This window comes from Chitinophaga sp. Ak27 (assembly GCF_012726295.1).
GTDB lineage: Bacteria > Bacteroidota > Bacteroidia > Chitinophagales > Chitinophagaceae > Chitinophaga.
Map to the genome: position 1 here is coordinate 852,136 of NZ_JABAOB010000001.1, position 19,236 is coordinate 871,371.

Sequence of the window (19,236 nt, forward strand, 5' to 3'; positions counted from 1 at the left end):
ATGGAAACAAAGGAAACACTATTCGACTTCTTACAACAACAGTCCGGCAAACTACTGGAACAAACCCTCACACATACCGGGCTAACCTTTATATCTGTACTGCTTGCCGTAGCAATAGGAGTACCCGCCGGCATATTTATCTCCCGGAGAAAAAAAATATCGGGCCTTGTACTCGGTTTTGCAGGTGTGATGCAAACTATTCCCAGCATTGCATTACTGGGCTTCATGATCCCACTGCTGGGCATTGGCCCAAAACCAGCTATCGTAGCGCTCTTCCTCTATGCCCTGCTGCCTATCATCCGTAATACCTACACCGGTATACAGGGAGTAGATGCCACCGTAACAGAAGCCGCTACCGGCATGGGAATGAGCCGGCGTCAACTATTATACAAAGTACAACTTCCTTTAGCCATGCCCGTTATATTGGCAGGAGTCCGTACGGCTACCGTTATCAATGTAGGCGTAGCCACACTCGCCGCTTATATTGCCGCCGGCGGACTAGGCGAATTTATCTTTGGCGGTATTGCCCTCAACAACACCAATATGATGCTGGCCGGCGCCATCCCCGCGGCATTGCTGGCCATCCTGTTCGATTGGCTGTTATCTCTCCTGCAACATATCAATATCCGCAAAACAAGGAAAATGGTATACCTGCTCCCACTGATCTTCCTGGTATTATCTTCCTTCTACCTGCTGCCCGACACTTACCGGGGCAAAATGCTGGCGGGATTTACCCCGGAATTTATGGGAAGAAAAGACGGATACCTCGGCCTCCGCTCCGTTTATGGCCTGCATATGCGCACCCTGGTGATCAGCGATATGATTATGTATAAAGCAGCCTATGAGAAAAAACTGGACGTGATCAGCGGCAGCAGCACCGATGGCCGTGTAAAAGCTTTTGACCTGGTGGTATTGGAAGATGACAAACATATTTTCCCACCCTATTATGCGGCCCCCATCCTTCGTAACACTACGCTCATCAAATACCCGGCCCTGGCCCCTGCCCTGAACCGTCTCGCCGGCAGAATTAATGATAGTATTATGACGGAACTGAACTACCAGGTAGATTATCTCAAACAGAATCCGGAAACGGTAGCCAGGGATTTTCTCCGGTCGCAACACCTGCTACAACCTGCAGGTAGCGGCAAAGGAGGTACCATCCGCATAGGTTCCAAAATTTTTGGCGATGGCTATATCCTGGCCAGCATCTATAAAATGCTCATTGAAGGTTATACCGATTATGCCGCCGTTACCAAAACAGGATTGGGCGGCACCAAAATTGTTTTCGATGCACTAACCAATGACCAGATAGATCTCTACCCGGAATATACCGGTACAGGACTACTGGTATTACTAAAAACGCCACAACATGTGACAGATAGCATTATTGGCGACAAACAAAAAGTATATGAGTATGTGAGCCAGGCATTCAAAAAGGAATTTGACATCGTTTGGCTGACACCAATAGGTTTTAATAATACATATGCTTTAATGATGCGTAAAACAGATGCAGAAAAATGGCATATCAACAATATTTCAGCATTGACAGACTTTGTAAACAAACGGCAATGACACCATTACAAGAACAATACGAAACCGTGCGTCGCAGAACTGAAAGCATCTGTGCTCCACTAAAAACCGAAGACTATGTGGTACAGCCCGTGGTGGATGTAAGCCCCCCGAAATGGCATATGGGCCATACTACCTGGTTCTTTGAAACATTTATCCTGCTTCCTAACGACGAGGGCTATACGGCATTTGATCCGCAGTACAACTATGTATTCAACAGCTATTATGAATCTGTAGGCGCACGGGTTATCCGCACTAACCGGGGAAACCTGAGCCGCCCGGCCGTGGAAGATATTATGCGGTATCGCCGGTATGTTGATGAAGCCATGAGCATGTTCCTCGAAAAACATCCCCTCACCCCGGAGCTACAGGCATTGTTTATCTTAGGACTCAACCATGAAGAACAGCACCAGGAGCTGCTTTATACCGACATTAAATATATACTGGGTCACAATCCGCTATTTCCGCCCTACGACATCACCCGTAAAGATATATTACCGGTGAACAATCACGGCGATTCATGGTTAACTATGAAGGCTGATATTTACGAGATTGGATTTTCAGGTGATGGCTTTTGTTTTGATAATGAACTGGGGAGACATAAAGTGTACCTGGGCGATTATAGCATCAGTCACCAACTCGTAACCAATGCAGAATATCTTGCCTTTATTGATGCCGGCGGTTACCAGGATTTCCGCTACTGGCATGCAGAAGGTTGGGATTGGGTAAAAAATAACCAAGTCACTACTCCCATGTATTGGTATCAAATAGAAGGACGATGGATGCATTATAACTGGCAGGGGCTTCAACCATTGATGCCGGAAGCGCCAGTAACGCATATCAGTTTTTACGAGGCGGCCGCATTCGCTGCATGGAAAGGTTGCCGCTTACCCACAGAGTTCGAATGGGAGGCAGCGGCGCCGCATCTTTCTTTCGGCCTCCGCTGGGAATGGTGTAACAGTGCGTATTTGCCCTATCCGGGCTTTGTGCAGGCGCCCGGCGCTATCGGGGAGTATAACGGGAAGTTTATGGTAAACCAAATGGTGTTGCGCGGTAGTTCCGAAGTTACTTCTCCCAACCACAGCCGTATTACTTATCGCAATTTTTTTCATCCCCCGTTAAGATGGCAATTTACGGGAATAAGATTGGCAAGGTGATTGAGCAGCCGTTATGAGATAAATCCGCTTGCCGGCACCGTCTCTGACAAAACCGGCATCCTGGCTTCCGAACATTAAAAAGTGTGTATGACTGTAATTCCGACAATGCTGGCTCCTGGCAAACGCAAGCCTGCAACCGACGTATTTTACCACGATGTAATACAGGGCCTCACCGCGCCACAGAAATACCTGGACCCTAAATATTTCTACGATGCCACCGGCGATGCCCTCTTTCAGCAAATCATGCAATGTCATGAATATTATCTTACCGGATGCGAAATGGAAATTCTCAGCCAGCAGTCCGCACAGATCGCACAGGCTATGCAATATTATGCCGGCACTTTCGACCTCGTGGAACTGGGCGCCGGCGATGCTACCAAGTCAGTACATTTGCTGCAGCAGCTGATCAATTACGGCGTCGACTATACGTATTTTCCGATAGACATCTCCGCCAATGTAATCAGCCAGCTGGAGAAATCCCTCCCGACTATGATTCCCGGTCTTCGCCTGCACGGGTTAAACGGTGAATACTTCCACATGCTGCAACAAGCCAATCTCCATACCAGCCGGAAAAAAGTACTGCTGTTCATGGGCGCCAACATAGGAAACTATAGCCTGCATGCCGCCAGGACTTTCTGCCAGCAGCTGAGAGGCTATCTGCAGCCTGGCGATCTGCTGCTAACAGGGTTCGATCTAAAAAAACACCCAAAGATTATCCTGAACGCATATAATGATGCGGCTGGCATTACCCGTGCATTTAATTTCAACCTGTTACACCGCATCAACCGGGAACTGCAGGCAGATTTTGACACCAGCAAATTTGAACATTACCCTACTTACGATCCGGCTACCGGTGCATGCAAAAGTTATCTTATCAGCCTGGAAGACCAGGTAGTGCACATAGGAGACGAGGTGAACATACCCTTTGCAGAAAATGAATCGCTGTATATGGAAATCTCCCAGAAATACAGCCTGGAAGAAACGGACCAACTGGCCGCACAAGCGGGCTTCAAACCAGTAGCCCGTTTTTTTGATCACCGGCACTGGTATACCGATTGTTTATGGAAATGTGTCTGAGCGCCTATTCCCAAGCATCCAAAAGCCGCCGTAGCGCCACAATTTCCCCTACGTGATAACTGTTATGATCTATCAGTAAAACAGCTTCCCTGAATAGATGCTGCCCCGTACCATGTGGAAAAGGGGCAAACAGATCTTTTGAGGTTTCCAGCAGGTCTACAAAAGCATGTAGATCTTTATCCACCTGCTCAATACTATGCTTCCAGGCCGCTTCGTTGTTTGGTGCGGCTGCCGCCGGCCAATAATCTTTGGGCCAGTCGAGCTCCTTGTAATCGGGATTACGCGAAAAATCAAGAATATCATGCTGGGCAATCCGGATATGTTCTACCAGCTGGCAGATGCTGTAGGGCATATGGGCAGGTACTACCCCTCTCAGCGCAGCGGGCAAATCCCTCACCGCATCTTTGAAAGTCACGTGTGCGTTGGCTTTCAACAACATTTCCTTTAAAGACTTCACTAAAGTTGGTGCCGTCATAAATAGTACTGGGTTTTCGCTATAACACTTCCGCCCACCTGAAAGTTGTAAATGATTCGTTAATACGCTCATTATAATTCTTTTTTCACGCTTTTGCGAATATTCATATTTGATTAACTAACTGTCAGCGCCCCCGCGGTATCATTGCAGTAATTCTTGTTTTTAACCAAATCGTACCAATGGTCAAACTCACGGTTACTATCATTACATGGTTGACAGTTATTCATTTCACAGTTTTTGCCCAACGGGAAATAAAAGGTCACGTATACGATAAAGATGACAGGAAACCGTTGCAGGAAGCCAACGTATTCCTTTTTACAGCAGAAAAATCTATTCTGAAAGGACAGGCAGTCACGGATCAGCATGGCGACTTCGCCATTAAAAATATACCGCCCGGCAATTATGTGCTGACCATCAGCTTTATGGGCTACCGGGCGGCCACACTCCCGGTAGAATTTACGGAAAGGGCAAGACTATGGCAAATACCGCTTCCTCAAACCGGGCTGCAAAAAAATGCCATCACCCTAAATAGTATCAGCATCAAGATAAACAAACCACTCTTCATCGTCCGGAAAGATACCATCGAATTTTCCGCTAAAGATTTTCCTACAGCGGAAAACGCATCGATGAAAAATCTGCTGCAAAAAATCCCTGGCTTAACAATAGACCAGGAAGGGAATTTCTATTACCTGGGCCGTCGCATCCGGGAACTCTATATCAACGGGCGCCCGGTTTTCTCGCAAGGACCTAACTCCTCCGGCGATCCGCAAAAAATATCACGAATGTTACTGGCCAACCTGGTAGACAAAATTCAGATCGCCGACAAAAAAGGTATAGATGGCATGATTGAAGGCGGCAAAAATGAAAAAGTCATTAACATTACCGTAAAACAGGATATGAAGAAGAAAATCAATGGGGCAGCCGGCGCCGGCTACGGTACCGACGGCCGTTACAACATGGCTCTTAATGCCAACTTATTCAGAGACGACAAACAAATCATTACCTCGGGCTATATCAATAATACGAATGCCCAACAGGGCCCCTATTCCAATGATGATGCCATGGCAGTAGACAATTTTGGACGGGGAGTTTCCAGGAAGAAGATCCTGAATGGAAACACTTCCTTCGACCTCTCGCCCAAAATTAAACTAAACGCTAACCTGATGCTCTATTATGATCACGCCACCAATGACCAGCAACTACACCGGGAAAATATATTGCCAGATAGCAGCTTCAGCTACAACAGTCATTCACAAACGAATAACGCAGCCTCTCATAACGCACTATTTACCAATCTAACGATACTGCCCAACGACAGGAACACCATTGGGCTAGACTTTTCAGGAACTATTTCGGGTAGCAAGATCAATTCTCAAAACAAGTATATTTCTGTCGGGGGAAAAAATAATGATACCGTTAACAGCGGCAATACCAACAATACTTCTAATAATAAAAGAAATGCATTTGCGTACAATGGTACATATACCAATAGATCACATAATAAAAAAGGAACCTTTAATATTCTTATCGGCATTAACCAGGACAATACCAGCAGCGACCAGCATAACAATACACTGAATTTTGATGCAGGCACACATTCATCAGACACCATTAACCAGGAAATAAATACAACCACTAAAACCCGCAACATCAATACCTCAGTTACCTATCAATACCTGATCATCCCTGAACTGGCTTTCGCGCTCGGGTATAAATTCAATGAACAACATACAGACAATGATCAGGAAGCTTTTGATTTTGATCCCATAAAAAGAGGATTCTATCGCAGCAACAAAGACCTGACCTATGATTTCCAGAATGACTTCAGTAACCATACCTTTACCACAGGTATATTCCGCTCCGGGAAAAAACTGGATGCATCATTCAATATCTCCTATATCAGCGCCAGCTCCAATAGCAACAACCTTACGCTGGCAAAACAATATCGTCAAAAAGTTAACTACTTCTCCCCTAATTTCTTTGTCACTTATAAAATAGATAACTACAAAACGCTTAGTGCTAACTTCTCCCGGGACACCCGCCCACCCCGCATTTCATTCTTACCCGTTATATCTACTGCCAATCCCTTATATATACAATTAGGCAATCCCGATCTGAAACCTACGATTGCCAACAGCGCCGGCATAGAATACCGTTCCTTTAGTGTCGGCGGACTTTCCTTCAGCACTAACATGAATTTAGATCTGCAACAAAATGCTGTTACACAAAGCACCTCCTCAGATTCCTCCGGAAAACAGATCACTCAGATGATTAATACAAACGGAAACTATGTAATACGTCAAAGCGTATCCCTTGGCAAACGTTTTGCTAAGTCTGGATTGTCTCTGAACTTTTATACCGGGTATGATCTCAACCACGTCAATACATTCGTTAATAAAGTACAAAACACCACTTCTCAATTCCACTACCAGCAACGGCTGAACGTCTCCTGGATGTATAAAAAATTCCTGGAAGTAGAGGGCATGACCAATATGGAATATACCAGCAATACCTACTCCATCCAGGACAATGCGCATTATGACTTCCTTAATTATTTGGTCAACTTAAATACCAACACTTACCTTCCACTGGATATAAATGTTGGCCTAGGTACGTTATATGTTAACAACACCAGCCAGCACCAACAATTTATAGTGATGAACACCTGGATATCAAAAACTTTCCTCCCGAAAAAAAGTTTACAGGCAAAACTATACGTATATGATTTGTTCCGAAAAAACCAATCATTATCCACTATGCAATCCTTTACCTATATAGAACAACAAACTAACACTATCCTTGCCCAATACTTCCTTTTCAGCCTCTCCTGGTTCTTTGGAAAAAGCAGCCCTGCAGCCAAATAAGCCCTACCAGGCTACTTCAGGGACCAAAGTTGTCCGCTCGCAATAGTATGTACCTGCAGCTTATTCTCTGCCCGCAAACCATTTAACTGTGCAGCCGCATCTTCGAAAGAAAGCTGGTTTAATCCTGCATATTCTTTAGTAGTGAGCGTAGGATAATAAGAAAATAATGCAATGCCGGTAGCATAAGTCCTCGCCTGCGATGCCGGTAACATCTTATGCAAAGCCGTCATAAATACCTGGTAAGGTTTGGCGCCATACACCAACTCAGATTTCCCCTCTCCATCAATGAAAAAGATGGAGGGAAATCCCCTCACTCCCAACTGTTTTCCCAGCTGCAAATCCGCTTCAAATAACGCGGGACCAGTGCTCTTAAAATCGGCTTCCAGCTGCGACAAATCCAACCCTGCATAACCAGCTGCTTTTAATACGGGTCCAGGTTTACAGATGTTCTGTTTATCCATAAACAGTAATTCTCTCATTCGACGCAGGAAAATTACCGCCTTATGTGGATCCTGTTGCTGTGCCGCTTTAAACCAGATAGAAGGGGGATAAGAAGATGACAATGGATCTTCCAGCCATACGTTGCCGTCAATTGGCATCTGGTAATGTTGGCTCACCTCATCCCAATGATGGGCAACATCACCCGGACCATTAATACCTCCGGAACTATACACATCCCATGATGGCAACAATCCTCCCATATGATAATGGATATCGAGTACATGACCGTATTCCAGCTTCAGCCGCCGCCATTGAGGCTCTATTCCCCAACATGTTGAACAGATCGGATCCGTAAAATAAATGAGTTTAACAGGTTTATCAGTTGCTTCCAGTCCACTGGTAGCTGGTGCAGTACTCAGCGCTGATCCTGGGATTTCACAAACTCCGCTCACAGGATCACAAAACATAGGTTCATTCATATAACTACTATTAGGTGCTGACAAAGATAGGAAAGCAAAAGGCATAAAGTGTAAAGCGTAAAGCAAAGAAGCTATTGAGGCGGATAACCTTAGCGATTCTTAATATTCGCCTTGATCATTCGCCTCAATAGCTTCTTTGCTTTACGCTTTATGCTATTAATTGGCTGGCTTTTCCAGCAGCTTAAAGAACTGATCCAGCTGCGGCAATATCACGATCCTGGTTCTGCGGTTAGCGGCCTTACCTTCCGGTGTATCATTGGAAGTAACCGGTACATATTCACTTCTACCTGCAGCTGTCATACGTGCAGGCGGAATACCGTACTGGTTCTGCAGGATACGCACTACGGAAGTAGCTCTTTTTACACTCAAGTCCCAGTTGTCCAGCAATACATTAGGACGGTAAGGAACATTATCCGTATGTCCTTCTACCATAAATTCAATATCTGGCTGTGCAATCAATACTTTGGCCACTTTTCCCAACACTTCCTTCGCTCTTTCGTTGATCTCATAGCTACCGCTCTTAAACAGGAGCTTGTCGGAAATATCTATGTATACTACGCCTTTGTCTACCTTGATATTGATGTCTTTATCATCCAGGTTACCGATAGCGCCTTTCAGGTTCATTACCAGCTGCATGTTCAGCGAGTCTTTACGGGCGATAGCGGATTGCAGGTCCTTAATGTATGCATCTTTAGCGCCGATATTATCCAGCGACTTCTTAATACTTTCTGCCTGTGAGCTGGAAATAACAGATAATTCCTTCAGGTGATCCAGCATCTGCGTGTTGTTGGCTTTCAGCTGTTCCTGCTGTTCTGTTAAGTTGGTTACCTTGTCCTTATAGGAAGCGGCAGCACGTGCAGCATCTTCTTCGCAATTTCTCAACTTACCATATGTTGCCCTGTACAGGCTATCCAGTTGAGCGTTTCTGGCCTGAGATTCCCGCAGTTTGCGCGGGGCAGAACAGGAAGCGAAAATGGTTACTAAAGCTACCGGCAAGGCTAGGTGTGCTATTTTCATAAAAATGACAAATTTTGTTAATCTAATAATAGGCTATATATGATCTTTTAGGGATACAATGGAAGGCACCCGTTCACAGCAAATAGCAGGCCGAAGCAGCTCATCAATAGTTAGAAAATTGTTAGAATACCTAAAACAGGGGCTGTTCTTCCTTCAAAAAAGTATCTTCTTCTTATCTAATGACCTTTATTCATAAAAAAAAGTTAATGTTTTGTAATATCTAAGTAACTTGTCCACTAGAGTATATGCTGTATCTATTTTCTATTAATTGCTGAAATGTATGAGAAAGGTGGTTTCTTCGGGTCAACCAACAATAAAGGAAATTGCAAAAAGGCTGAACATCTCTGTATCTACCGTATCAAGAGCATTACATGATCATCATAGTATTGGTTTAAGAACCAAAGCCAGGGTGAAAGAGCTGGCGGCCGAGCTGAACTATGAGCGCAACCAGACAGCTATTTATTTCCAACAGGGTAAAACATTTACCATTGGTATCCTGCTGCCCGAGTTATCGGAAGCTTTCTTCGCCAGTGCAATCAGCGGCATTGAAGATATGGCCTATAGCAACAATTATACAGTGCTACTCGGACAATCGCACGATAATGAAGCCCGGGAAAAACAAATCATCCAGAGTATGAAACAACACCGGGTAGACGGCTGTATCGTGTCTATCGGTAAAAATACCAGCAATTACGAACATTTTGAGATGCTGCAGCAGGCACGCATTCCGGTAGTATTCTTCGATCGCATTCCCGATCTTCCCAATATCCACGCCGTTTCCTGTAACCTGGAATCCGGCACCGTACAAGCAGTGGATTTCCTGCTAAAGCAAGGCCACCGCGTTATTGGCATGATCAATGGCCCCGAAACCATGGTAGCCAGCAAAGAGCGGGCAGCCGGCTATATCAGGGCGCTGCAGAAACACCGGCTGAAATACGATCCCAAGCTGATCGTAAATGCCGACCTTACCGCTGCCGGTACCGCCGGTGCTATGGAATACCTGCTGTCCCTCAAAAGAAAGGTAACGGCAGTAGTCACCTTTAATGACTATGTAGCCATGGATGCGGTCCAATATGCCCTCAAACAAAAATTAGAAATAAATAAGGATATAACTTTTGTATCTTACGCCAATACACCGGTAAGCGGGTATACAGCATTCCCTCCTGCGGCTTCTGTGGAACAATTCCCGTATGAACAAGGGCAGGCCGCTACTAAGATGTTATTGTCACTGCTGAGTGGAGAACATGCTTTGAATGATTATCAACGCACTATTATGGAATCACAACTGGTGATCCATAACCGTTGAGGAGTTATTTGATCGATAACCTTGCCACAGCTGCTCACCGTGGCAGGTTATACGACTTCATTGTTCGCTGTCTATAATTGCTGCTTTTCAGGCTTAATCTACTTGCTGATTAATTGCTAATTGCTACAACGATTCTACGTGATTTTTTTAACATTCTGCATACGCAAACGCTTGCGTTATCAGCGCAAGCGTTTGCGTAATGCCCTTAAAACATCTTTATGCGCTATTTCTGCATTACTCAACGATTAGACGGTATAACACATATCAAATAAAGAAGCGAAGAGAATAATGAAAAACTATTATTCATTATCTTCTTCGCTTCGTTTTTATATCTATCTGATGACTACTTCAGATATGCATCAAAGTAGTCGGTAATCTTCTGCATCAGGTGTACCCTGTCTTTTCCCAATACATTATGTAAATGTCCCGGGTATACAAAATAATCTACCTGCACGCCATTATCTACACAGGTCCTGATAAAATCGATTGAATGCTGCCACACCACTACATCGTCGTTAGTACCGTGTATCAGCATCAGCTTACCCCGGAGGTTCTTTGTTTTGGTGAGCAGGTTGGCATTGGCATATCCTTCGGGGTTGTCCTGCGGCCTATCCATATAGCGTTCGGTATACATTACTTCATACATGCTCCAGTCAATAACCGGTCCTCCGGCAACACCTACCTTAAATACATCCGGATGACGCAACATCAGCGACGTGGTCATAAAACCACCAAAGCTCCAGCCATGCACACCCATTTTATCTGTATTGATAAATGGCAATGATCTCAGATAGGCCACTCCCTGCAACTGGTCATTCATCTCTACAGTACCCAGTTGGCGGAAAGTAGCCTGTTCAAAGGTTTTTCCACGGTTATCACTTCCCCGGCCATCCATGGTAAAAATTACATAACCATGTTGCGCCATGTACTCATACCAGAGATTGCCACTGTAAGGGTAGGTATTACGGATTAACTGTACATTGGGACCATTGTACAGGTATACTATAACAGGATACTTCCTGGTTGCATCAAAATTTACCGGCAATATCAGTTTGCCATATAAAGGCGTACCATCGTCCGCTTTCAGCGTCACCTGCCTGATTTCTGGACGCTGAAAATCTTTCAGCGGATCCCGGGCAATCAGCACATTTTGCGACCATTTTCCGGAAGTTGCCGCTACCCGGGCTGCATAGGGCGTGGTACCAGCACTATAAGCATCTACCAGGTAGCTACCATCACTGCTCACCTGCGCATCATGCCAGCCGGCAACAGTGTCTAAACGCATATTATCAGACCGCTTTACGCCATATTTCGTCGCGTAAATATGCTTTTCCATCGGACTTTCTTTCGCCGCTGTATAAATAACCTCATTGCGTTTTGCATTGATGCCCACCAGCTCATTTACCACCCAATTGCCGGAAGTGATCGCCTTGCGCTCTCCCCTGGTATTACAGAGATATAAATGCTCATAGCCACTGGCATCGCTCCACCAGATAAACTGATCGTTCTTCCCCGGTATAAAAGTTAATGGGTGTGTAGGATGTACATATTTAGGATCCGTTTCTTCGAACACTGTCTTTACCAGGTCGCCGGTAGCAGCATTGTATTGATTTAACCACAGGTGATTTTGTTCCCGGTTTAGCAACGCCACAAAGATGGACTGCTGATCAGGCGCCCAGGTTACACAGGTAAGGTAATGATCTGCTGGTCCCCCTGTTTTCAGAAATATAGTTTTTTGAGTAGCTGGCTGGTATACACCTAAAGTAACTTCATGAGAAGGGCCGCCTGCCATCGGATATTTAATATTATTGGCTTTGGCAGGAGTTACCGACCAGTCGATGATCGGATAATCCTTCACCATACGTTGATCCATGCGGTAAAATGCCAACTGGTCGCCCTGGGGAGAGAAAAAAATGCCTTTATCGATACCGAATTCTTCCCGGTGTACACTTTTACCATTTATAATGTTCACATCCGTATCGCTGGTTACTGCCTGCACGGCTCCTGCAGCGGTACGGATATATAAATTATTTTTCTCCGTCCAGGCTATTTGGCCACTTTGACTGTTGACAGTAATATTTTCAGCGGCAGCCGGCAATGTGCACCACCGGCCGAAGTGCATAGTACCATTTTCCAGTTGTCCTTTATACAAATCATTGCTCATGGAAAACCAGGCACTGTTGGCAGACATCCAATGCAATACCGGCATGCCGCGTAATTCGCCAGAAGCAAACAACTGTTGGTTGAGCGAAGATAAGGTTAGTAAGGTATCTGCTTTTATATCGCTTCCTGTGCTGGTAGCATCGGGCGTATACTTTACCCAGGCATAGTTGCCATTTGCCGGTATTACGCGGGTATAGGCATTTTGATTCGGAATCCACTCAAACTGTTTTAACCGTTCCGGCGCCAGTTGCTGGCGAAGTCCATTGGTGGCTTCGGCCATCGTATACTGACGCTGCTGGGCCTTTGCTCCCGGAGTTCCACTCCACATCCATCCGGCTAAAATCAATAAGAAAGCTTTTTTCATGGTGGCTTTTTTAGGGTAACAAATGTAAGGAATTAGGAGAAAGCATATAGCCGAAAGCAAAAAGCTATTATGGAGAAGAACTTAGCGAGTATTAAAAAATCGCTTAGATAAATCTTCACAATAGCTTTTTGCTTTCGGCTTTATGCTTTCCGATTAATGGGCCAAATGCCGCTTTACCCATTCTTTTTCTTCGGGTAACAAGTAATCGGCTCTTTTTTCTGTGATCCAGGAAAAAGTTTTCCGGATATCTGATTTTGCGGTACGGAAACGGAACAGGAATTCCATCCCCAGCATTAGGTCTGTAAATCCGTTTTTCACAGTTTCTATGGTCATCCGGGCGTTGCTGCGCCTTTTGGATAAAAGTTCGGTAATGCGGGTGGTAACAGCCTGAATGGCGTTTTCATCTGCGTATTTATAGATGGCTTCCATGGCTTCGAATTTTAGCTGACCGCGGAGCAGGCAACGCATATAAAACATGGCTTCCTTCTCCTTTTCAATATCTGCCAGGGTAGCAAATGCCAGGCTTTTTACATCTTGCCGCTGGTATTCCAGCAATCTGCGGAGGATCGGTACACTTTTTTGCGTACCTACTTTGTGTAGCAACAAGGTAATATAATAGACATCATACTCATTGCTGGTGCGTTTCAGCAGGTTGTGCGCCCAATCTTCCACTGCAGGGTTATGAGTACCTCGCAGGGCCAGCAAGGCCGAGCGGCGTACATTATTATTGAGTGATAAGGTATTGTTAAATAATGGCTCCAGGTTAATATATCCCGGGATGGCCGGCCCACGCTCCAGGTCTTGCTGGATTGCCGTAATCATGTCAGCGTCCTGTTCCAGCTTCAAGCGGTCCAGCAGGAAACGGATTACTTCCGGATCGCTGGTATTACGGGAAAGCTGGGTGATAATGAAGTAAGCGGCGCGGCGTTTTTCTTTGTCAGGTTCTTGTTCAATAAATTGATACAGCTGGGGAATATAGGCGTGATTCGCCAATTGCTCGGCCTCGCGGAGGGCCTGCCAGCTGGTTGTCTGGCCATTATGCAATTCATCCGAGCGGTCGCATATCCGGGCTATGAGGTTAGAAAGATAATCAGTCATCACTTGTTATTTTGATCTGCTACCCCTGCATTTTCAATTATCATACCAACCTGTATATCTATCCCAAAACTACGGGTGACGGGCTTCATCAATTAATAGTTTTATGTTACATTTGCCCCTGTATTTTCGGACCGGTTATAGAACGTAACGCATGCACATATTACTTAAGAACGTAAAGATTATCGCGCCTTCCTCCCCTCTTCACGGGCAGCAAAAAGATATTTCCATTCAGAATGGTATCATTCAACAGGTAGCTGATCACCTGGAAGATGCACGGGCAACTGTTATTTCAGGTAATAACCTGCATGTATCTGCCGGTTGGATGGATGTTTTCTCGCATTTCTGTGATCCGGGACAGGAGCACAAGGAAGACCTGCAAAGTGGTATCAGGGCCGCTGCTACCGGTGGCTTTACTACCGTAATGGTGATCCCAAACACCCAACCTGCTTTACATACCAAACCGCAAATCGAATATGTACTGAGCAAATCTCGCCATTCGGCGGCTACAGTCCTGCCAATTGGCGCCATCACTAAAAACCTGGAAGGCGCCGGGCTGGCGGAAATGTATGAAATGCAGCAGGCAGGCGCCGTAGCCTTTTCGGATGGCGTTAAACCGGTACAGTCGCCGGGACTGATGCTTAAAGCCCTTCAATATGTGAAAGCCTTCCATGGCACCGTGATACAACTGCCGGATGACCAGAGTATTTCCGCGCATGGACTCATGCATGAAGGTATTTACTCCACTCAACTCGGCATGCCCGGCAAACCAGCCCTGGCAGAGGAACTACTGATACAACGTGATATTGAACTGGCTAAATACACGGATTCCCGGATCCACTTCACCGGCGTTAGTACCCGCCAGTCGATAGAACTGATTGCTGCCGCCAAAGCAGCAGGTATCAAGGTAACTTGCTCCGTAACGCCTTATCACCTGTCGCTCACAGATGCGCAGCTGATTAACTATGATACCCATCTGAAAGTAAACCCGCCACTACGCACCGCAGATGACGTGAAAGCCTTACAGGAAGCGGTATTACATGGTACAGTGGACTGTATCGCCACCCACCACCTGCCGCAGGACTGGGATGCGAAACAAGTGGAATTTGAATATGCGAAAAATGGTATGATCGGGCTGGAAAGTGCCTTTGGCGTATTAAGGCAATACCTGCCGCAACTGCCGCTGGAACAGCTGATTAATATGCTGACCATACATCCCCGAAATATATTCGGATTACCACAACCTGCCCTGCAGGAAGGCGCCACCGCCAATCTTACTATCTTTGATCCGGAAGCCGGCTGGCAATTTACTGCTGACCATATCGCTTCCCGGTCCAAAAATTCAGCGTATATTGGCGAACAGCTGAAAGGTAAAGTACATGCCACGGTGAATGGACCCGTTTTTCATATAAATAACTAACGTGTGCATATGCAAAAAAATTCAAATCCCGGCCTGAAATGGGGATTGCTAGTCGGTGTGATCATGATTGCCTGGAATTTGGTAGCCTGGAAAGCCGGATATGAATACCTGTTTTCACTGAAGCTGAAATTTATACAATTTATTGTATGGGCGGTGTTGGGAATGCTCGCAGGAGTAGCCAGGAGAAAGGAGCTCGGCGGATATATCGGTTTTAAAGAGGCAATTAAGCCTATTTTTACCACATTTATTCTCAGCTCGCTGTTAGTGGCAATATACAATTACGTTGTATTTAATTATATGGCCACGCCAGCATTCCTGGAAATATCCAAACAACACCTGATGAAGGATACAGAATGGTTATTACACGCATTTAAAGCGCCACAGGACGAGATAGACAAACAACTGAATGACCTGAAAAACGCTGATTACCGGGTAACCATGGCTTCTTCCTTTATTGAATACCTGAGAAATTTGATCAAATTTTTCATTGTTTCAGCGGTGTTGTCATTGATTGTCCGGAAAAAAGCACCAGTAGGCGCCAAACTATAATACTATTCTATAAAGATGAACATATCCGTAATCGTTCCTTTAAAAAACGAAGAAGAATCATTACCTGAACTGACCGCATGGATTGAGAGGGTGATGGATGCCCATCATTTTACCTACGAGGTATGGATGATAGACGATGGCAGCACCGACGACTCCTGGAACGTTATCCAGCAACTGGCGGCGCAAAATCCACGTATCAAGGGGATTAAATTTCAGCGTAATTATGGCAAATCTGCTGCCCTCAATGAAGGCTTCAGCGCCGCGCAGGGCGATGTGGTAATTACCATGGATGCCGACCTGCAGGATAGCCCGGATGAAATACCTGAATTATACCGCATGATCATGGAAGACGGATATGACCTGGTGAGCGGATGGAAAAAGAAACGTTACGATAATACCTTTACCAAAAATATTCCTTCCAAGCTATACAACTATACGACCACCCGTATGAGCGGAGTAAAGCTGCATGACATGAACTGCGGCCTTAAATCCTATCGCAAAAAGGTCGTTAAATCTATCGAGGTATACGGTGAAATGCACCGCTATATCCCGGTAATAGCCAAATGGAACGGATTCAGGAAAATCGGAGAAAAAGTAGTGGAACACCGCGCCCGCAAATACGGCGTCACCAAATTCGGCCTGGAACGCTTTATCAACGGCTTCCTCGATCTGGCCACCATTATGTTTATCGGCAAATTCGGCAAACGTCCCATGCACCTTTTCGGCGCCCTGGGCTCACTCTGCTTTTTTGTGGGTTTTGTAGTAGCGGCCTACCTGGCCCTCGCCAAAATCTTTTTCGATAAAGTGAACATGACAGACCGGCCGCTTTTCTACTTTGGGTTGCTCTGCATGATTATTGGTTCTCAACTGTTCCTTACCGGGTTTATAGGAGAACTGGTAACCCGCAACGCCACCGAACGCAATGCTTACCTGGTGGAAGAGCGGATGGATCACACCCAACCGGTTACAGATTACGATCTGCAAGTGTCAAACCTGGCGGAGAGACGCCTCTAATCCCGTAATTTGTAGCTATGTCCAACAAAAAGAAAATACTTATTTTAGGTACAGCCTACCCTTTCCGGGGTGGGCTGGCTGCTTATAACGAGCGGCTGGCAGAAGAACTGCAACAAACAGACGATGTGGAAATCTGGACATTTACCATTCAGTATCCCAAACTCTTCTTCCCGGGAAAAAGTCAGTTCTCCAGCGATCCCGCTCCCTCGCACCTTCGGATCAAACGGCTCATTAATTCCGTAAATCCGCTCAACTGGCTGATCGTAGGCCGCAAAATCCGGAAAATGAACCCAGATATTATTATTACAAAATACTGGCTGCCTATTATGGGGCCTGCATTGGGCTCATTGTTGAGACTGGGGAAAAGGAAAAATACTAAAGTCATCGCTGTGCTCGATAACGTGGTACCACATGAGAAACGTCCGGGCGACGTGGCCTTCACCAAATATTTCCTGAAACCGGTAGATGCCTTCATCGCCATGAGTCAGTCGGTACTCAACGACTTGCGGGTGTTTGAACCTTCTAAAAAAGTATCGCTCATCCCCCATCCTATTTACGATAATTACGGCGCCCTGATCAGCAAGGAAGCTGCCAGAGCACAGCTGAAGCTGCAACCCAGCAAACGCTATATCCTGTTTTTTGGATTCATCCGTCAATATAAAGGACTGGACCTGCTGCTGCAGGCCATGGCAGACGAGCGACTCAAAAAGCTGGATGTACACGCTATCGTTGCAGGAGAATATTACGAAGATGCCGCTCCTTACCTGGAATTGCTCCAAAAGTTACAACTGGGCAACCGGGTACTGATGCATACCGACTTTATTCCCAATGAAGCGGTGAAAAACTATTTCTGCGCTGCCGACCTGGTAGTGCAGCCTTATAAAAGCGCCACCCAAAGCGGAATTTCGCAGATTGCGTATCACTTCGAAAAACCCATGGTAGTTACCAATGTGGGAGGACTCGTGGAAATGGTACCAGACGGTGTTGTAGGATTCCAGGCAGCACCTGATCCCGCCGCGATCGCCGCTGCTATCGAAAAATATTTTGTAGATAACCGCGAAGCTGATATGGTGGCCGCTCTTCAGAAAGAAAAACTGCAATATTCCTGGGCAAGGCTGGCCAAAGAAATCCATATTTTAGCAGGAAGCTGAAAGGCCGGCCATGTACGTTACACAACAAACATTTAAACAACGAAAATGATATACAGAAGTAAAGCACCATTACGTATAGGCCTGGCCGGTGGCGGTACAGATGTAAGCCCCTACTCGGATTTATACGGTGGCGCCATCCTGAATGCTACGATCTCTTTATACGCCCGCGCATCCATAGAACCACTCAGCAATGGACAGGTTGTTTTTGACTGCGCCGACAGAAGGGAAACAGCTACCTACGATGCCGTATATCCTTTACCGTTAGATGGCAAGCTGGATATCCTGAAAGGGGTGATTAACCGGGTACAGAAAGACTATGGATTGCTGCCTGCCACAGGATTTAAATTGACCACCTTTGTAGACGCCCCCGCAGGATCAGGACTCGGCACCTCTTCCACCCTGGTCGTCACTGTGCTGGGCGCATTTGCCGAATGGCTGAAGCTCCCATTGGGAGAATATGATATGGCTCACCTGGCCTACTCTATTGAACGCGAGGATTTACAACAGGCCGGAGGTAAACAGGACCAATACGCCGCCACTTTCGGAGGCGTTAACTTCATGGAGTTTTACAAAGGCGACAAGGTAATTGTAAACCCGCTGCGTATCAAAGAAGTAAACCTGCATGAGCTGGAAAATAACCTGGTATTGTTCTATACTTCTACCAGTCGCTTATCTTCCTCTATTATATCTGAACAACAGAAAAACGTTACTGAAAAGAAGGATACATCCATCGAAGCCATGCACCACCTGAAAGAGCAGGCCGTTATGATGAAGGAGGCATTGCTGCGTGGTACCATCGATAAAATAGGTGAAATCCTGGATTACGGATTTGAGTACAAGAAAAAGATGGCCCAGGGCATCACCAATCCGCAACTGGATGAAATTTACGATGCGGCCCGCAAAGCAGGCGCCAGCGGCGGTAAAATTTCAGGCGCAGGCGGAGGAGGATTTATGATCTTCTATTGCCCTAAAAATACACGCTTTGCGGTGGTAGACGCCCTGAGCAGTTTTGGCGGCGATGTAAAACGTTATACCTTTACGAATCACGGTATTCAAACGTGGAGTATTTAACGTTGCAACAATTCAAAAATCTGC

The 19,236-nt window shown here is 45.8% G+C and carries 15 protein-coding genes; 10 read left to right on the forward strand and 5 right to left on the reverse strand.

Annotation, left to right across the window (positions count from 1 at the left end; all coding sequences use genetic code 11):
* From HGH90_RS03355 to HGH90_RS03365, 3 genes are all read left to right on the forward strand, one after another.
* Positions 1 to 1,572: an ABC transporter permease/substrate-binding protein gene (locus HGH90_RS03355; RefSeq protein WP_169190403.1), complete on the forward strand. Its 1,572-nt coding sequence runs from the start codon at positions 1 to 3 to the stop codon at positions 1,570 to 1,572.
* Positions 1,569 to 2,726, forward strand: a complete 1,158-nt coding sequence (gene egtB / locus HGH90_RS03360) for an ergothioneine biosynthesis protein EgtB (protein WP_169190404.1) — start codon at positions 1,569 to 1,571, stop codon at positions 2,724 to 2,726. Before HGH90_RS03355 ends, egtB begins: the two co-directional genes overlap by 4 nt.
* An 87-nt stretch (positions 2,727 to 2,813) precedes the next feature.
* Positions 2,814 to 3,803, forward strand: a complete 990-nt coding sequence (locus HGH90_RS03365; RefSeq protein WP_169190405.1) for an L-histidine N(alpha)-methyltransferase — start codon at positions 2,814 to 2,816, stop codon at positions 3,801 to 3,803.
* A 4-nt stretch (positions 3,804 to 3,807) separates the two neighbouring features.
* Here HGH90_RS03365 and HGH90_RS03370 read toward each other — a convergent pair whose 3' ends face one another.
* Positions 3,808 to 4,278, reverse strand: coding sequence for a DinB family protein (locus tag HGH90_RS03370; protein ID WP_169190406.1), 471 nt, complete (start codon positions 4,276 to 4,278; stop codon positions 3,808 to 3,810).
* 179 nt (positions 4,279 to 4,457) lie between these two features.
* Between HGH90_RS03370 and HGH90_RS03375 the strand changes: the two genes are divergently transcribed.
* Positions 4,458 to 7,142 (forward strand): outer membrane beta-barrel protein, encoded by a 2,685-nt coding sequence (locus tag HGH90_RS03375; protein ID WP_169190407.1) that lies wholly within the window; start codon positions 4,458 to 4,460, stop codon positions 7,140 to 7,142.
* A gap of 11 nt (positions 7,143 to 7,153) precedes the next feature.
* Here HGH90_RS03375 and HGH90_RS03380 read toward each other — a convergent pair whose 3' ends face one another.
* Positions 7,154 to 8,062, reverse strand: coding sequence for a DsbA family protein (locus HGH90_RS03380; RefSeq protein ID WP_169190408.1), 909 nt, complete (start codon positions 8,060 to 8,062; stop codon positions 7,154 to 7,156).
* 156 nt (positions 8,063 to 8,218) lie between these two features.
* Complete coding sequence (locus tag HGH90_RS03385) at positions 8,219 to 9,079, reverse strand: flagellar motor protein MotB (protein ID WP_168763597.1); 861 nt, start codon at positions 9,077 to 9,079, stop codon at positions 8,219 to 8,221.
* 280 nt (positions 9,080 to 9,359) lie between these two features.
* Between HGH90_RS03385 and HGH90_RS03390 the strand changes: the two genes are divergently transcribed.
* Positions 9,360 to 10,385, forward strand: a complete 1,026-nt coding sequence (locus HGH90_RS03390) for a LacI family DNA-binding transcriptional regulator (protein ID WP_168763598.1) — start codon at positions 9,360 to 9,362, stop codon at positions 10,383 to 10,385.
* 343 nt (positions 10,386 to 10,728) lie between these two features.
* On the opposite strand, the gene HGH90_RS03395 is transcribed toward HGH90_RS03390, so the two are convergent.
* The gene (locus HGH90_RS03395; protein WP_168763599.1) at positions 10,729 to 12,912 is read right to left on the reverse strand and encodes a S9 family peptidase; all 2,184 of its coding nucleotides are present in this window, start codon (positions 12,910 to 12,912) and stop codon (positions 10,729 to 10,731) included.
* A 153-nt stretch (positions 12,913 to 13,065) separates the two neighbouring features.
* Positions 13,066 to 14,010, reverse strand: coding sequence for a hypothetical protein (locus HGH90_RS03400; protein WP_168763600.1), 945 nt, complete (start codon positions 14,008 to 14,010; stop codon positions 13,066 to 13,068).
* Between the two features lie 151 nt (positions 14,011 to 14,161).
* Between HGH90_RS03400 and HGH90_RS03405 the strand changes: the two genes are divergently transcribed.
* From HGH90_RS03405 to HGH90_RS03425, 5 genes are read left to right on the forward strand one after another with little or no spacing between them, the layout of a single operon-like run.
* Entirely contained in the window at positions 14,162 to 15,427 is a 1,266-nt protein-coding gene (locus HGH90_RS03405) for a dihydroorotase (RefSeq protein WP_168763601.1), read from the forward strand.
* A gap of 9 nt (positions 15,428 to 15,436) precedes the next feature.
* Positions 15,437 to 15,976, forward strand: coding sequence for a DUF4199 domain-containing protein (locus HGH90_RS03410; protein WP_168763602.1), 540 nt, complete (start codon positions 15,437 to 15,439; stop codon positions 15,974 to 15,976).
* A 15-nt stretch (positions 15,977 to 15,991) separates the two neighbouring features.
* On the forward strand, positions 15,992 to 16,990 hold the full coding sequence (locus HGH90_RS03415) for a glycosyltransferase family 2 protein (RefSeq protein ID WP_168763603.1): 999 nt from the start codon (positions 15,992 to 15,994) through the stop codon (positions 16,988 to 16,990).
* Positions 16,991 to 17,007: 17 nt separating this feature from the next.
* Positions 17,008 to 18,141: a glycosyltransferase gene (locus HGH90_RS03420; RefSeq protein WP_169190409.1), complete on the forward strand. Its 1,134-nt coding sequence runs from the start codon at positions 17,008 to 17,010 to the stop codon at positions 18,139 to 18,141.
* 45 nt (positions 18,142 to 18,186) lie between these two features.
* Positions 18,187 to 19,212, forward strand: a complete 1,026-nt coding sequence (locus HGH90_RS03425; RefSeq protein ID WP_168763605.1) for a dehydrogenase — start codon at positions 18,187 to 18,189, stop codon at positions 19,210 to 19,212.
* Positions 19,213 to 19,236 lie beyond the last annotated feature (24 nt).

Excerpts from the sequence above, each read along its gene's own strand:
- HGH90_RS03355 (WP_169190403.1), top strand. The coding sequence starts at position 1 with ATGGAAACAAAGGAAACACTATTCGACTTCTTACAACAACAGTCCGGC.
- egtB (WP_169190404.1), top strand. The coding sequence starts at position 1,569 with ATGACACCATTACAAGAACAATACGAAACCGTGCGTCGCAGAACTGAA.
- HGH90_RS03365 (WP_169190405.1), top strand. The coding sequence starts at position 2,814 with ATGACTGTAATTCCGACAATGCTGGCTCCTGGCAAACGCAAGCCTGCA.
- HGH90_RS03370 (WP_169190406.1), bottom strand. The coding sequence starts at position 4,278 with ATGACGGCACCAACTTTAGTGAAGTCTTTAAAGGAAATGTTGTTGAAA.
- HGH90_RS03375 (WP_169190407.1), top strand. The coding sequence starts at position 4,458 with ATGGTCAAACTCACGGTTACTATCATTACATGGTTGACAGTTATTCAT.
- HGH90_RS03380 (WP_169190408.1), bottom strand. The coding sequence starts at position 8,062 with ATGAATGAACCTATGTTTTGTGATCCTGTGAGCGGAGTTTGTGAAATC.
- HGH90_RS03385 (WP_168763597.1), bottom strand. The coding sequence starts at position 9,079 with ATGAAAATAGCACACCTAGCCTTGCCGGTAGCTTTAGTAACCATTTTC.
- HGH90_RS03390 (WP_168763598.1), top strand. The coding sequence starts at position 9,360 with ATGAGAAAGGTGGTTTCTTCGGGTCAACCAACAATAAAGGAAATTGCA.
- HGH90_RS03395 (WP_168763599.1), bottom strand. The coding sequence starts at position 12,912 with ATGAAAAAAGCTTTCTTATTGATTTTAGCCGGATGGATGTGGAGTGGA.
- HGH90_RS03400 (WP_168763600.1), bottom strand. The coding sequence starts at position 14,010 with ATGACTGATTATCTTTCTAACCTCATAGCCCGGATATGCGACCGCTCG.
- HGH90_RS03405 (WP_168763601.1), top strand. The coding sequence starts at position 14,162 with ATGCACATATTACTTAAGAACGTAAAGATTATCGCGCCTTCCTCCCCT.
- HGH90_RS03410 (WP_168763602.1), top strand. The coding sequence starts at position 15,437 with ATGCAAAAAAATTCAAATCCCGGCCTGAAATGGGGATTGCTAGTCGGT.
- HGH90_RS03415 (WP_168763603.1), top strand. The coding sequence starts at position 15,992 with ATGAACATATCCGTAATCGTTCCTTTAAAAAACGAAGAAGAATCATTA.
- HGH90_RS03420 (WP_169190409.1), top strand. The coding sequence starts at position 17,008 with ATGTCCAACAAAAAGAAAATACTTATTTTAGGTACAGCCTACCCTTTC.
- HGH90_RS03425 (WP_168763605.1), top strand. The coding sequence starts at position 18,187 with ATGATATACAGAAGTAAAGCACCATTACGTATAGGCCTGGCCGGTGGC.